Origin of the sequence: Rhizobium sp. NXC14 (assembly GCF_002117485.1) — a bacterium.
GTDB lineage: Bacteria > Pseudomonadota > Alphaproteobacteria > Rhizobiales > Rhizobiaceae > Rhizobium.
Genome location: NZ_CP021030.1, coordinates 1676279 through 1691139 on the forward strand (window position 1 = coordinate 1676279; position 14861 = coordinate 1691139).

14 protein-coding genes and 1 pseudogene are annotated in these 14861 nt (G+C 61.1%); 4 read left to right on the forward strand and 11 right to left on the reverse strand.

Annotated features, from left to right (window positions below):
* Window positions 1-3: 3 nt before the first annotated feature.
* Complete coding sequence (locus NXC14_RS08190) at window positions 4-579, reverse strand: polysaccharide biosynthesis/export family protein (protein WP_085777743.1); 576 nt, start codon at window positions 577-579, stop codon at window positions 4-6.
* A gap of 188 nt (window positions 580-767) precedes the next feature.
* On the opposite strand from NXC14_RS08190, the gene NXC14_RS08195 reads away from it, so the two are divergent.
* Window positions 768-2933 (forward strand): Wzz/FepE/Etk N-terminal domain-containing protein, encoded by a 2166-nt coding sequence (locus NXC14_RS08195; RefSeq protein ID WP_085777744.1) that lies wholly within the window; start codon window positions 768-770, stop codon window positions 2931-2933.
* Between the two features lie 29 nt (window positions 2934-2962).
* On the opposite strand, the gene NXC14_RS08200 is transcribed toward NXC14_RS08195, so the two are convergent.
* Window positions 2963-4204 carry a GNAT family N-acetyltransferase gene (locus tag NXC14_RS08200; protein WP_085777745.1) on the reverse strand — a complete coding sequence of 414 codons (1242 nt, stop codon included), beginning with the start codon at window positions 4202-4204 and terminating at the stop codon, window positions 2963-2965.
* A gap of 118 nt (window positions 4205-4322) precedes the next feature.
* The gene (locus NXC14_RS08205) at window positions 4323-4532 is read right to left on the reverse strand and encodes a DUF2842 domain-containing protein (protein ID WP_003573983.1); all 210 of its coding nucleotides are present in this window, start codon (window positions 4530-4532) and stop codon (window positions 4323-4325) included.
* A gap of 114 nt (window positions 4533-4646) precedes the next feature.
* On the opposite strand from NXC14_RS08205, the gene NXC14_RS08210 reads away from it, so the two are divergent.
* Window positions 4647-5750: a COX15/CtaA family protein gene (locus NXC14_RS08210; RefSeq protein WP_085777746.1), complete on the forward strand. Its 1104-nt coding sequence runs from the start codon at window positions 4647-4649 to the stop codon at window positions 5748-5750.
* A 22-nt stretch (window positions 5751-5772) separates the two neighbouring features.
* On the opposite strand, the gene NXC14_RS08215 is transcribed toward NXC14_RS08210, so the two are convergent.
* The 7 genes from NXC14_RS08215 to NXC14_RS08245 form a co-directional block, all read right to left on the reverse strand.
* Window positions 5773-6564 (reverse strand): sulfite exporter TauE/SafE family protein, encoded by a 792-nt coding sequence (locus NXC14_RS08215; RefSeq protein ID WP_085777747.1) that lies wholly within the window; start codon window positions 6562-6564, stop codon window positions 5773-5775.
* Between the two features lie 4 nt (window positions 6565-6568).
* Window positions 6569-7501 (reverse strand): N-acetyl-gamma-glutamyl-phosphate reductase, encoded by a 933-nt coding sequence (gene argC / locus NXC14_RS08220; protein WP_085777748.1) that lies wholly within the window; start codon window positions 7499-7501, stop codon window positions 6569-6571.
* 61 nt (window positions 7502-7562) lie between these two features.
* Window positions 7563-8525: an agmatinase gene (gene speB, locus NXC14_RS08225; RefSeq protein WP_085777749.1), complete on the reverse strand. Its 963-nt coding sequence runs from the start codon at window positions 8523-8525 to the stop codon at window positions 7563-7565.
* 205 nt (window positions 8526-8730) lie between these two features.
* Window positions 8731-9921 carry a CmlA/FloR family chloramphenicol efflux MFS transporter gene (gene cml / locus NXC14_RS08230; protein ID WP_085777750.1) on the reverse strand — a complete coding sequence of 397 codons (1191 nt, stop codon included), beginning with the start codon at window positions 9919-9921 and terminating at the stop codon, window positions 8731-8733.
* Window positions 9922-10226: 305 nt separating this feature from the next.
* Window positions 10227-10694 (reverse strand): 30S ribosomal protein S9, encoded by a 468-nt coding sequence (rpsI, locus tag NXC14_RS08235; RefSeq protein ID WP_011424897.1) that lies wholly within the window; start codon window positions 10692-10694, stop codon window positions 10227-10229.
* Between the two features lie 2 nt (window positions 10695-10696).
* A complete protein-coding gene (gene rplM / locus NXC14_RS08240; RefSeq protein WP_011424898.1) occupies window positions 10697-11161 on the reverse strand; it encodes a 50S ribosomal protein L13 in 465 nt (154 codons plus the stop codon).
* 292 nt (window positions 11162-11453) lie between these two features.
* Window positions 11454-12332 (reverse strand): LysR family transcriptional regulator, encoded by an 879-nt coding sequence (locus NXC14_RS08245; RefSeq protein WP_085777751.1) that lies wholly within the window; start codon window positions 12330-12332, stop codon window positions 11454-11456.
* A 92-nt stretch (window positions 12333-12424) separates the two neighbouring features.
* On the opposite strand from NXC14_RS08245, the gene NXC14_RS08250 reads away from it, so the two are divergent.
* Window positions 12425-12655, forward strand: a complete 231-nt coding sequence (locus tag NXC14_RS08250; RefSeq protein WP_085777752.1) for a DUF1127 domain-containing protein — start codon at window positions 12425-12427, stop codon at window positions 12653-12655.
* An 82-nt stretch (window positions 12656-12737) separates the two neighbouring features.
* Window positions 12738-13564 (forward strand): annotated as a pseudogene (locus tag NXC14_RS08255) (enoyl-CoA hydratase).
* Here NXC14_RS08255 and NXC14_RS08260 read toward each other — a convergent pair.
* A complete protein-coding gene (locus NXC14_RS08260) occupies window positions 13565-14401 on the reverse strand; it encodes an EamA family transporter (protein WP_085780038.1) in 837 nt (278 codons plus the stop codon).
* Window positions 14402-14861 lie beyond the last annotated feature (460 nt).

Here is a 14861-nt window from a genome sequence, read left to right on the forward strand (position 1 = left end):
TGCTCAGAAGAGCCGTTCGCGAACGTAGATCGTGTCGCCGGCGATGATCGGGCCGGATATGTTGATGCGGCCGGTCAGGACCTGTCCGTTTATCTTGCGGGTGACATCGACCATGCTTTGGTTGGCGCGGCTGGAGAAGCCGCCGGCAACGGCGATGGCATTCTGTACGGTCATGCCCGGAACATAGGCATATTGGCCGGGCTGCCCGACTTCGCCCATGATGAAGATCGAGCGGTAGCGGTCGACGTCGATGGTGACATCGGGATCGCGAAGATAGCCCTGCTGCAGTTTCTGGGCGATCTGTCCTGAAAGTTGCTGCAGGGTTCGGCCGCGGGCAGGGACCTGGCCGATGAGGGGGAAGGCGATATAACCGGCCTGATCCACAGTGTAGGTATTGGTCAGGCTCTGCTGGTCGAAGACGGTGATGCGCAGCCGGTCGCCGCTATCAAGCGTATAGGGCTGGATGGTCGCCTCGTTGAAGGCTTTCGGAGCCGGCTTATACGTAGTGCATCCGCCCAATGCTGCCGTGATGGCTGCAAGGCTCAGGGCCAAAAGGATCTTGGGCGGGGCGACAGACATCCGCTTGTGCTCACAGAAAATGAACTCGGTGCAGCCGTTATCGATCCGTTAGGGTTAATGCCCGGTAAAAGGCGTATGACAATTCGCCAGTTCTTTGCCGATCGCCGCTATTCTTGGCAGGATCTCCATTAACCGTTGCGTTACCATGGTCGTTTACGCTTGCGGCGATTTTGTTGTGGAGTAAGAGCATGTCCGGCGTAGTGCGTGATCAGGATGTGGACATCGACCTCGGCCAGCTGGTTCGCGCCGTTTGGGCGCGCCGGCTCAGGATTTTGACGATAACGCTCGCGGCGGCCGGCGTCGCCTTTGCCGGCGCCAAGATCATCTCGCCGCAATATCGCAGCGAAACACGCATCCTTATCGAACCCCGCGCACCGGCCTTCGCGAGTACCCAGCAAGCGAGCGACGCCGGCGGCGGGCCGCTGATGGACGAGCTGAATATCGCCAGCCAGGTGCAGCTCCTGCAATCGGCCGATCTCCTCAAGAAGGTGATCAACGACCTGAAACTCTACAATCTGCCGGAATTCGAAGATGCCGCCAACGGCTCGGCGATGAGCAGCATCCTGGTGAAGCTGCATTTGAAGAAGAATCCGATCGAGAACCCGCCGGAAGAACGGGTAATCGACGCTTTCGTCGAGCGGCTGCAGGTCTACCAAGTGCCGGGTTCGCGCGTCATCGGCATCAATTTCACGTCGAAGGATCCGAAGCTCGCGGCCGCCATCCCGAACGCCATGGCGAATGTCTACCTTTCCACCCAGAGCGGCGCCAAGCTCGCCTCCAATTCGGAAGCGACGCGCTGGCTCGAGCCGGAGATCGAAAACCTGCGGCAGAAGGTCAGCGAGGCCGAGAAGAAGGTTGCCGAATATCGCACCAACCACGGTCTGCTGCAAACGAACGGCACGACCACATTCCCCACCCAGCAGCTTAATGACATCTCCGCAGAACTCACCCGCGTGCGGGGCGACAAGGCCAATGCCGAGGCGAGGGCGCAGGCAGTGCGCAATGCGCTGTCATCGGGCGAAGCCTCCGATACGCTGCCTGACATCATGTCTTCCCAGGCGATCCAGCGGCTGAAGGCGACGGAATCGGGCCTGCAGTCGCAAATATCGGATCTGCAAACCAGCCTTCTCAACAGTCATCCCCGGCTGAAGAGCCTGCGTGCCCAGCTCTCCGATATTCGCGGCCAAATCCGCCAGGAGACGCAGAAGATTCTGGCCAGCATCGAAAATGAGGCGAAGGTTGCCGACCTCCGCGCAAGCGAGCTCGAGCGCCAGAAGGACGCGGTTCAGGCCAACAGCGCCCGTGCCGGCGAAGACGAGGTTGGCCTCAACGCGCTGGAGCGCGAGGCAAACGCCCAGCGCCAGCTGCTCGAAACCTATCTGGTTCGTTACCGCGAGGCCGCCTCGCGCGCCGACCGCAATTCCAGCCCGGCCGACGCCCGTATCGTGTCCCGGGCAATCGAGCCGGTCGATCCCTATTTCCCGAAGGTGGTGCCGATCGTTGTCGTCGCCGCCGTCGCGACGCTGATCCTGAGCGCCATCGTCACCATGCTCGCCGAACTCTTCAGCGGTCGGGCGCTTCGTGCCGTCGATATGTCCCGTAACGCAGTCAAGGCGGAAATGGCCGCGGAAGACAGGGAAGTGGCGCAGGCCGCCCCGGCCGCCAGAAGGCTCGTCCAGCCGAGCATGCTCGCCGTTGTCACGGAGGATGACGGAAAGGACGGGATCGAAGAAACGGCGGCCGCCGAAGAGGCGCCGGAGGACGACAACGAATTTTCCATTGCCTCCGTTGCGGACTACCTCACGGGCAGCCGCGCGCCGCTGGCAATCGCCATATCTCCAACTGGTGACAACGGTTCGGCGGCGACTGTTGCGTTGACGCGCATGCTCGCCGATGCCGGCCGCCGCGTCGTTCTGATTGATATGACCGGCTCCGGCTATCCCACAGAACTGATGGCCGAGGACCAGACAGCTCTTGGTGTCACCGATCTGCTGTGCGGCGAGGCCGCCTTCGGCGACACGATCCATGGCGATCGGCTTTCCGATGCCCATCTGATCCCGCAGGGCCAGAGCGACGTGCGCCGCGCCATGCGCGGTGTCGACCGGCTGTCGCTGCTGCTCGATGCGCTCGCCGCCGCCTACGACGTCGTGGTGGTCGAATGCGGTGCGGCCGATGTCGCCGGCGTCTCGCGGCTGACGCGCAGCCGGGATGTTGAAATTATCCTCTCCCTGCCGCAGCTAGAGGAGACGATCTTCGTTACCCTGATGACGGAGTTCCAGGCGGCGGGCTATCAGCGCGTCGTGCTGATGTCGGGCGGCCAAGCGGACGAGCAGGAGCTCGGGCAGGCTGCCTAGAGCATGTCGCGCGAAAGTGTTCAGCGATTTCAGCCGATCCGTGCGCGGATGCCTTGGGCCAATTTATAGAGTTTGGGACGCGCCTTGATATGCGCCTTGCTACGGGTGACGATCCGGTGCGCGGCGCCTGCGGCGACTCCGAACGGCGAGACCGGCAGGACCACATCATAATGCTCGGTCTCCACTGGTGCCCAGGAACGCTTGTAGGTCTGGTCGCCGAGGCCGAAATCGAACAGCGCGACACCTCTGCCATGCAGCCCTGCGATCGCCTGCCAATATAGGAACTCGCCGGGGCTTGTATCCGGTACAAGGTCTTCGTCGATCGCCCCGAACTGGCATATGACATGGTCGCCCTTGCGCGAAATCCCTGATATCGCGGCGATCCCGTCTTTATTTTCACCCTTCAGCCGCAGCGCATGCATCTGCAGGGCGAAATATTGTCTCGCATCATCTTGCTTGCCGATGAGGCCGTGCAGGAAGGCCTGTGTTTCGCGATCGGCGAAGACGTCGGGCAGGCCAAGGCTCGCGAAGCGGGCACTCTTCAAGCGGAAGAAGATGTCGAGCAGGTGGTGTTGCTCTTGCGATGTTTGTGGAATGACGTAGTCGACGCCCCCGGCTGCTTCCAGACGCCTCGACTGAACGCGGAATTTCTTACGTCGGCTCTTGGCGTTGAGCTGCTTCAGCGTCTCCTCGAAATGGGAGAGCAACGGCAATTGATAGGCGTGGTTCTGGTTCTGCACCATCGGCAGTCCGGTGAGCGGGGTCTGCCGCCCGCGCCATTCCAGCGGGACGTTTTGCAGCAGCAGCAGATCTGCATGGCCCTTCAAGGCCTGCCGAAGCTGCGCCGCGAACTTCTGCGCGTCGATGCTGCCGCCACTTTCGGCAAAATTGCCGGAGAACAGACCGGTATTGATATTGCTGTGATCGGCAGCGATGAACTTTGCGACGGTCAATCCACGGGATTTGACAATCTCGATCGGCAGAATGAAGGCTGTCTCGCCGGCATAGGTGCCCTTGAGAATTGCCAGCGGCCGCTGAAAGGCATTCACCCAGGCGGCGCACCAATCGTAGCTTTGATGAAGCGAATGGAGATCATCGACCTCCAGAGCCCGCCAATCATCCTCCAATGGCTGCATCGCGTCGAAAACCGAGATGTCGATTTTTGCCATGGCAAGTTTCATACTCACCTGGCGTAGGCGTGAGATCGCCATATCGGCGAGCGCGCCATCATCTGACGACTGTTCATCAATATCGAACTTTTGCGTCTGCACGGGGACTCTCCGGTCAAAATGCTGACCGGGAAGGTAGGTGTGCAGGACATATATTTGGTTTAACCGCCGCCCATCCGCGGGGTTTTCCGCCGATCACGGTTATTCGGCCGTTAATGGCCTACTGTTGCCGCGGCCCGGCCATCCACTTGATGATCACCATTGCCGGCAAGACCCAAAGCAGGCCGGTCAGCAGGAAATAGAGCAGGTGCCCCCACCAGGGGGCGTTGCCGAGCGTCGCCACCGCGATCGTGTTCGCCACCAGCGCATAGACGAGCACAAGCACGATGATAAGGATCGTGCCGATGAATTTGCGAAGGCGGACGGGCATTGTTTATCTCTTGTATGGGTAGCGCGGAGCGGCGCGACGGCATGCCGCAAAGCTTCGGGGCTTGTTTTGCATGAGCCGGTGGGGCAAATCAACTGCCGGATAGAAGGAGACATCATGGCCGTCGCGAACCTCACCACGGAACAGGCGATCCTGAGCGAAGTACGCAAGCAGAACCGCGACCGCCGCGCCTTGCGGCTGTGGCTCGGCTTTGTGCTTTTGGCGCTCTTTTGTCTCGTGCTCGTCGGAGGGGCAACGCGGCTCACCAATTCCGGCCTCTCGATCACCGAGTGGAAGCCGATCCATGGCGTCGTTCCGCCGCTGTCGGCCGCGGAATGGGAAGAGGAGTTCCGCCTCTACCAGCGCATTCCCGAATTTCAGCAATTGAACAGTTCCATGACCGTCGACGAGTTCAAGAGCATCTTCTGGTGGGAATGGGCGCACCGGCTGATCGCCCGCGGCATCGGCGTGATCTTCGCGCTGCCGCTTCTTTTTTTCTGGCTGACGGGGCGGATCGAGAAACGCCTGCGCTGGCCGCTCGTCGGCATCCTGGCGCTCGGCGGCCTGCAGGGTTTCATCGGCTGGTGGATGGTGTCCTCAGGCCTTTCCGTTCGCACTGATGTCAGTCAGTACCGGCTGGCGACGCATCTCGTCATGGCCTGCCTAATCTTTGCCGGCTGCATGTGGATCATGCGCGGGCTGTCGCCGCACTCCAACGATCCGGCGCCGGTACGCAGCTCGCGCGGCTTCGCTGCCGTGATCGCCATTTTCGCGCTGTTCCAGATCTATCTCGGTGCCCTGGTGGCGGGACTCGATGCCGGTTTTTCCTACAATACCTGGCCATTGATGGATGGCGCCGTCATTCCCTCCGATCTGCTCATTCAGCAGCCCTTCTGGATCAATGCCTTCGAGAACCCGAAGACAGTGCAGTTCATCCACCGCATCGGCGCCTATACGCTCTTCGCACTGGTGCTGATCAACATGGTAATCGCCCTTCGCGCCGCACCCTGGACCACCCATGCCCGCCGCGCCGTCGTGCTTTTCGCGCTGGTGACCGTTCAGGCGGCGATCGGCATTGCCACGCTGCTGATGCAGGTGCCGCTTCACTGGGGCCTGCTGCATCAGGCTGGCGCGCTTGTTGTATTCGGTTTCGCCGTCGCCAACTGGCGTGGCTTTTACGGCGAATACCCGCACGAGACGACGATCACCGAACGCGATTGAAAGCGGGAGGCTGTCATTCGTTCTAACGCAGCACGCCGTCGAGCAGCGGCATGCCGATGATGGCTGCCGCTGCGATCAGCATGTAGCAGGCGATGCGGAAGGTCCGCTCCTCGGCAAGCCCGAACAGTTTCGAGCCGCCATAGAGACCCAGCGCATAACTCGGCAGGATAACGACGGTGAGGGCGAAGACAGCGGGCACGAACAGACCGCCGATATAATAGCTGATGGTGCTGAAGACGGACGAGATCGAAAAATACAGCACGACATTCGCTCTGACGCGCGCGAAGTCGCTCTTGCCGCCGAGCCAGTAGGCAACGACAGGCGGTCCGCCGAGCTGCGCGGCGCCGCTGAAAAGTCCGGCGATCAGGCCGACGCCGCTGCTGAGCGGCGTTGACGGCGCGCCTTGGTAGCGCCATCCCGATACGAGAAGCGCGAGCAGGCTGATGGCGATGATCGTGATGCTCCAGCGCAGCAGCGCCGGGTCGAGCAGCGCCAGCAGCGCCGTGCCGGCCGGGACGCCGAGTGCCGCACCAGCCGCCATGACGAAAACTTCGGACCGGTTGGCGTCGCGCCAGGCGGGTGGGATCATCCCAAGTGTGGCGATGCCGTCGATGACGAGCAGGATCGGCGAGACCAGCTTCGGGCCAACGATGGCGCCGCCGAGCGGGACTAAGATCAACGCTGCGCCGAAACCGGAAAAGCCGCGGGCTAGCCCCGCGATCAAGGCAAACGCCATCAGCGCATAAATGCCGTGACCTGGCAGGGCGGCGGCAAACCACGTCTGCATGTCGGCGACAAGCCTATCCAGCATCATGGCCTTAGCTGGCGAGCATCAGGTCCATGTTCTGCACGGCAGCACCCGAGGCACCCTTGCCGAGGTTGTCGAGCAGCGCCACCAGATTGACCTGGGAACCACCCGGCGTACCGAAGACGAAGAGTTTCATCGTGTCCTTGCCCTCGAGCTCGACGGCGTTGACGCGGGGGAGCGCCTTGCTTTCGGCGAGCGGCACGACGGTGACGATGCCCTGTCCGGCATAATGGGCAACCAGTGCCGCGTGGATGCTTTCCATCGTCGCGCCCTCGGCGAGATCGTCGAGATGCAGCGGCACCTGCACGATCATGCCCTGTGCGAATTTGCCGACCGACGGCGAGAAAATCGGTGCGCGGTCGAGTAGGCCGTGCACGGTCATCTCCGGCACATGTTTGTGAGTGAGCGCCAGGCCATAGAGGAAATGCGGCGCGGTGATCGCATCCGGATGATCCGGGTTTTCCATCTGCGCGATCATCTGCTTGCCGCCGCCGGTATAACCGGAAACCGCGTTGACCGTCACCGGATAGCCATCCGGCAGAATGCCGGCGGCGCGCAGCGGCCGAATGAGGCCGATCGCGCCTGTCGGATAGCAGCCGGGATTGGAGACGAAACGGGCGGCCTTGATTTTGTCGGCCTGTGCACCGTCCATTTCGGCAAAGCCATAGGCCCAGCCGGAATTGACGCGGAAGGCCGTCGAGGTGTCGATAACGCGGACGTTATTGTTGCCCGAAACCATCTGAACCGCTTCCTTCGACGCGTCGTCGGGCAGGCACAGAATGGCGATATCGGCGCTGTTCAGCATGTCCTCGCGCATGGCGGCGTTGCGCCGCTCGTCCTCGGGAATGGACAGAAGCTCGACATCGCGGCGGCCGGCCATGCGCGTACGGATCTGCAGACCCGTTGTACCGTGTTCGCCATCGATGAAGATTTTCGGTGCCATGTTAGACCTGCGCTTTCAATGGGTTCTGAGGATTTCCGGCTTCAATTTGAACGATGATAAATCAGCCTTGTGACGCCGCAATGGCGCGTCGCTCGGCGTGAAGGCCAAGCATATACATTGCCACCGTTGCCCCCGCAATGGCGGTGATATCGGCATGGTCGTAAGGCGGCGACACTTCGACCACGTCGGCGCCGCGGATATCGAGTTGGTGCAGACGCTGCAGCACCGAGAGGATCTTGGCGCTCGACGGACCGCCGGCAACCGGCGTGCCGGTCCCTGGGGCAAAGGCAGGATCCAGGCAATCGATATCGAAGGTGAGATAGGCGGGGGCGCCGCGCGTATGAGAGATGATCGCCGAGGCAATGTCGCCGCCGCTCATCTCCTCGACCTGATGACCATAGAGAATATTGATGCCGCAATCCTCCGGCGCATGGGTACGGATGCCGATCTGAATCGAGCGGTCGGGATCGATGATGCCTTCACGCACGGCCCGCGCCACGAAGGAGCCATGGTCGATGCGCCGCTCTTCGTCGAACCAGGTGTCCTGGTGAGCGTCGAACTGCACCAGCGCGAGAGGCCCGTGTTTTGCGGCATGGGCTTTCAGCAGCGGCCAAGTGACGTAATGATCGCCGCCCAGCGTCAGCAGAAAGGCGCCGCTGTCGAGGATCGCATTGGCCTGGCGTTCGATGGCGCCGGGCGTGTCCTGATGGTTGCCGTAGTCGAGCAGGCAATCGCCATGGTCGATCACCGCCATGTCGGCAAACAGTTCGCGGTTGAAGGGATATTGCGCATCGTTGTCGAATATCGCCGAGGCGCGCCGAATCGCCTGCGGGCCGAAGCGCGTGCCCGGTCTATTCGATGTGGCGGCGTCGAAGGGGATGCCCCAGACGGCGACATCGACGCCGGCAAGTTCTTTGGTGAAGCGGCGGCGCATGAAGGACAGAGCGCCGGCAAAGGTGGGATCGCTGGCGGCCGAAGTGAGGTTGGTCGCTGTGAAGGCATGATCGATGGTCTTGTTCGCCAAAGGGGGCTCCTTCTCTGTCCGCGCTAGCATAATCGCATTCGATGTCGACCTTATATCGCCTGGCCACCGGTCACGACTGACCGATCCCGAAAGGAATGGATGTTTCCTTTCGGGGCAGGTAAGGGGTAGGCGAGGTGCGCCGAGATTTCAAGCGATCCCCGCTTGACGGTCGCTCTGCGGTTGGCGCTGCCGCAATTCTGCGGCCTCAGACGGCCTTCCGGGCAAGCTGGCGCAATCCAGCCAGGGTTATCAGCGCTGCCGCCCCGGTATAGGCCGCCAGCGGCCAGGCCGTGTCGCCGTCGAGCAGAATCACGAACAATGTGCCTGCAGCACCGACCAGCAGGCTTTCGACGCAGAAGTAGAGCGCCACGGCCGTTCCCGCGCTATTGCCGAATGCGGCAAGCGCACCATTGGCCGTAACGGCTGTCGCAAAGACAATGCCGATGGCGATGATCCACATCGGCAGAATGAGGCGGACAAGCGGTTCCTGCAAAAACATCTCTCCCATGGCAAGCATCACCGCGCCGACAAGCAGCAGCGCCATGCCTCTTGCGAGGCTGCCTGCGATGCCCCAGCGTGTGATGAAGCGTTTGGCAAGGCGCGCCGTCACAATCATCACCAATGCCACTGAAGCAAAGATGAAGCTGAAGCTGATGCCGGAAAAACCGGCCCGATCGATCAGGATGCGGGGCGCGGTCGAGAAGAAGACGAAGAAGGCTCCCATCGCTGCGCTGAAGCCGGTCGTGTAGATCCAGAAGGGAAAGCTCGCGAGGATCGGACCTATTGCGATGGTTGTCGCCGACGTAACAGGGCGGGTTTCATGCCAGCGCCTGATGGCATTGAGAGTTGCAATGATCGACAGCAGGCCGATGACGAGAAAGATGGCTCGCCACCCATAGTGGTCGGCAATCACCGCGCCGACGACCGGCCCGAACGCAGGCACAAGCGATAGCAGCGAACCGAGCAGGCTATAGATCACGCTGCTTTCCGGCCGCTCGGCGTAGACGTCGCGCACTGTTGCGAAGGTGGCGACAAGAGCCGCCGAGGCGCCGATCGCCTGCAACAATCGCAAGGCCACGAAGAGAAGTGCGGATGAGGCCCCGGCAAGCAGACAGGACGCAAGGGCAAATAGTGCCGCCCCGCCGATCAGCACGGGCCGCCGCCCGACGATATCGGAGATCGGACCAAAGACAATCTGGCCGACGCCGAGCACAAGCATATAGAGGCTGAGGGTCAACTGGACGACTTCAGGCGAGGTGCCGAGCGCCTGGGGCATCGTCGGCACAACCGGTAGATATATGTCCATGGCAAGCGACGCCAGGATGTCGAAAGGAGCCATCAGCAACAAGCTTGCCGGCACGGAATAATTCCACGACGGAATTTTCGGATAAGACATGGGTAAGATCCGCTCAAATGATTTCATTCGGCGGCGATCTGTCTTTCATCAGTATCGGATTTTTTGGGACAGATGCCGCAACAACAGCGCAAAGTTGTTGCGGCTTAGTTGTCTGCGGACTTGGTTGTTCCCATGATGAGACCTTGATTGCGGCTCCGCTCGTTTGCGAAGCGTTCTGTCGGATTTCTACCAGCAGAACCGGAGTGCGGCAATGGCGACCGGCGAGGCGATGCCGGAATTCCTCAAACGCCCAAACAAAAAGGCCGGGTTTCCCCGGCCTTCGTAATTCCGTCTGTCCGAAACGATTAACGCTTGGAGAACTGGAAGGAGCGGCGGGCCTTTGCCTTGCCGTACTTCTTGCGCTCGACGACGCGGCTGTCACGGGTCAGGAAGCCGCCCTTCTTCAGTACCGAGCGCAGGCCCGGTTCGAAGTAGGTCAGCGCCTTGGACAGGCCGTGGCGAACAGCGCCGGCCTGGCCGGAAAGACCGCCGCCGGCAACGGTTGCGATGATGTCGAACTGGCCGTCACGGGCAGCTGCGACAATCGGCTGGCGCAGGATCATCTGCAGCACCGGACGGGCGAAGTAAGCCGTGAAGTCCTTGCCGTTGACGATGATCTTGCCGGAGCCGGCCTTGACCCAAACGCGGGCGACGGCGTCCTTGCGCTTGCCGGTCGCGTAGGAGCGGCCGAGCGAATCGACTTTGCGGACGTGGGCCGGAGCGGCAGCTTCGGAAGACGTGCCGAGATCCTTCAGGGAGGAGAGGTCAGCCATGATCAGGCGCTCCTTACGTTCTTTTTGTTGAGCGCGGCAACGTCGAGGGCGACCGGCTGCTGGGCTTCATGGGGATGGTTGGGACCGGCGTAAACGCGAAGGTTCTTCATCTGGCGACGGCCGAGCGGGCCGCGCGGAACCATGCGTTCGACGGCCTTTTCGAGGACGCGCTCGGGGAAGCGGCCTTCAATGATCTGACGTGCGGTGCGCTCCTTGATGCCGCCGGCATAACCGGTGTGCCAGTAGTAGACCTTGTCGGAATACTTCTTGCCGGTGAAAACCACCTTGTCGGCATTGATGACGATGACGTTGTCGCCGTCGTCAACATGGGGCGTGAAGGTTGCCTTGTGCTTGCCGCGCAGGCGCATAGCGATGATGGAAGCGAGACGGCCAACGACCAGCCCTTCGGCGTCGATGATCACCCACTTCTTCTCCACCTCTGCAGGCTTCTGTGAGAAGGTTGCCATGTCAATACTCTCTTTTAGGACCCTTGGCCCGAGGGCTTTAAGGGCGTTTCTTGTTGCTTGGATTGGCAAGCGCGAACCTGCCAAAAAGAAAGCAGCCCGGACAGGCTGCGTTCTGTCGCGGTGTATAGAGGCAATGTGACACGGGGTCAATATCGGCTTTCGCGATGGTCGGAAAAAAGAACAAGTGAAAACAAAAGCTTATCAGTGTGGTGTTGTGATACCCCACAATCGGGCTGAATATTTGCCCGTTTAACGTTTTCAGCGTTGCCCCGCCGTCGGTCGAAAACCATCGCTAATCCTCAAAGGAACGCAGGCTTTTTATGATTTCCCGGAGGCCGCGTGTCAGATGTTTGTCCCGGCGAAGAACCATGCCGAGGCGGCGTGTCAGCTTCGGCTGCAGCGACGATGTCGTAAGGAGACCGGCGCGGTCGCGCTTTACCGCTAACCCCGGCAGGATCGACCAGCCGAGTCCGGCGGCCACCAGTTCCTTGATCGCTTCGATACTGCCGAACTCCATCGCCGGTCGGATCCTGATATCCGGGGCGGCCAGCCACGCGTCGATTGCCCGCCTCGTATTGCCGCCCTCGTAAAGCAGCAGCGTCCTGTCGCGCATGAAGGCCGGGTCCGGTCCACCCTTAGGCACGGGGCTGCCCGCGGGGGCGACAGCCAGCAATTCCTCTTCGTAGAAGGGTTCGATCTCGAAGTTCCGTCCCGATGCCGGCAGGGCCACAACGGCGATGTCGAGGCTGTTGGCTTCCAGATCGCGCAGGATATCGTCGGCATTCCCGATCGAGACGGTGATTTCGAGGCCAGGCATGGACTGCCGGGCGGCGGCGATGGCGCGGGGAAGCAGATGGATCGATGCCGTGCCGCCGCTGCCGATGCGCACCCGGCCGCTGGCGCCATCCCTGTGGGGCATCATCGCTTCTTCCGCCGCGGCTGCCTGCTGAAGCAGACGCCTTGCATGTGAAAGCAGGTCGATGCCCGCCGCCGTCGGTTGCGCCCGCCGCCCGACGCGCTCGATCAGCCTGACGCCGAGCCGCTGTTCGAGCCCCTTGATCTGCAGGCTGACGGCCGGCTGCGTCACGCCTTCCTTGTCGGCCGCAGCCGTAAAGCTGCCGAGGTCGGCGACATTGATGAAGGTCGCAAGCTGATCGAGATTGAGGAGCATGCCAAAGAAATCCTTATGCGTATGATAATATCCATAAGCTTCTTTCGCTGCGTCTTCCAGCGCATCTTTCGTCCGTCAGGAAAGGATGAAGGATGACCGTGGAATTCGACGAAAGCTTGGAGATACCTCTCAGCGCCCTTCGGCTGAAACGCCGCGAGAGGGCGCGCTGGGGCAGGCGGCTGCTGGCGGCCATAGAGTGTCGGCTCGAAAAGCGTCGCAGCCGCCGCAAGCTGTCGGAACTCACCGATGACGAGCTTCGCGATATCGGTCTGACCCCTGCGCAGGCGAAGGCAGAGCGATCGAAATCATGGTTCTGGTTTTGACTGCGACGGCGTATCCTGCTCGAAATGGGCGGCGCCGTGTGGCAGAACGGCTGTGTGGAAATCGAGCGCAGGGAGCAGCATCATGGCTGAAATCGTATCCTTCCGAAAGGAAGCGGACAGGACCGACGGATTGTTGCTCCGCTCGTTGCGCGGCGGCGTGCTGCGGCTCATGCTTAACGACCCGCCAACTAATGCGCTGTCGATCGCGCTTCTCCAAGCGCTGATGGCCGAGCTCGAAAAGGCGGAGGCGGATTTGGATGTGCGCGTCGTCGTCATCGCCTCGACCGGCGCCGTTTTTTCCGCCGGCCACGACCTTAAGGAACTCACGGCTCATCGCGTCGACGAAGATCAGGGCGCTGCTTTCTTCGAGAAAAGCTTCAGGCTCTGCGCCGATTTGATGCTGAAGATTGCGCATCTGCCAAAACCTGTCATCGCCGAGGTCGATGGGCTTGCAACGGCTGCGGGCTGTCAGCTCGTCGCATCCTGCGATCTGGCGATCTGCACCGACACTTCGACGTTCTGCACGCCGGGCGTCAATATCGGCCTGTTCTGTTCGACGCCGATGGTGGCCGTTTCCCGTGCCGCGCATCGTAAGCAGGCTATGGAGATGCTCTTGACCGGTGAGACGATCGACGCTCGACCGCCAAGGATTTCGGCCTCGTCAACCGCATCGTGCCGAAGCAGTATCTTGGGCAGGTCGTTTCCAAATATGCCGCCGTGATTGCCGGCAAATCGCCACTGGTCCTGAAAATCGGCAAGCAAGCGTTTTATCGGCAGCTCGAACTGCCGGTGGAGGCGGCCTATGATTATGCCGCTATGGTGATGGTGGACAACATGCTGACGCAGGACGCGCAGGAAGGGATCGGCGCCTTTCTCGGCAAGCGCAAGCCGGAATGGAAGGGCGAATGATTAGGCGAGTTTCAGAACCAGCACGCCGACCGCGATGACGACGCCGGCGACGTAACGCCAGATGCCGGCTTTTTCCTTGAAGACGGCAACGGAGAGCACCAGCGCAAAGAGGATCGAAGTTTCCCGCAGTGCGGCAACGGTCGCTACCGGCGCCTTCGTCATCGCCCAAAGTGCCAGCCCATAGGATGCAATCGATCCCGCGCCGCCGATCATCCCGCGCCACCAGTTGCGGCGAACGTGATGCAACACCGTCAAGCTGCCGCGCTGGGATGCCGCCCAGGCAAACAGCAGTATCGGCGGCAGCAGCGACATCCACAACGTATAGGAAACCGCATTGCCTGAAAGGCGTGCGCCGATGCCGTCGACAAAAGTATAGCTGGCGATGACGAACGCATTGGCAATCGAGAAGGCGACCGCATGGCCGCTGCTGCGCCGAGTCTCCAGGGCGAGCGTCAGGACGCCGGCTGAAATCGTCATGATGCCGGCAAGAGCGGCGCCGGAAAGATGTTCGCGCAGGACGATGCCGCTTGTCGCGGCGACCAGCAACGGTGCGCAACCACGCATCAGCGGATAGACGAGGCCGATATCACCGGCTCGGTAAGCGGCGGCAACCAGCTGGAAATAGGCGAACTGCAGGATGGCCGAGGCGCCGATGAACGGCCAGGCCGCGCTTTGTGGCAACGGCAGAAATGCCAGAAACGGCAACGCGGACACTGCGCCGCCGGCCGAAATCAACGCCGCATCCAGGGATTTATCGCTGCCCGCTTTGACAATCGCGTTCCATGTCGCATGCAGCAACGCACCGAACAGAACGAGCAGGATGACGTCGAGAGGCAAGGGATAGGTCCGGTGCTGCGGAAGAAGGCGAAGCGCCTCGCCCCGACGGGGCAGAATTCTGGAAAGACAACTGATATTTGCACGAAAATGCATTGCCGCGGTCGCGGATGCGTTCTCGGCTCCAATATCATCCTTTCAATATGCAAACAATGGCGGGGTATGACGACAAGTTTTACGTGCGCGCGATATGCGTTCAATCCACGCGATCTTCTCAACTATGAGATGTTTCTAATGGACGAGAGAACATATGGTGACCTTATGGGGAATGGAAGGGGAAAGCAGCTGAGGGAATTACATGTCGGATCTTTCTATGCTGCTGAAATACAGATATTCTTCTATAACTTTGATATACGCGAAAAAAGAAGCTTCAGATTGTATGTTCTCAGAGAAATCGCATCGCGCGATTGAACTGGAAGCCTGTTTGCAAGCGCGGAAGGCGATCGGCACCTGCAGGGGTTGC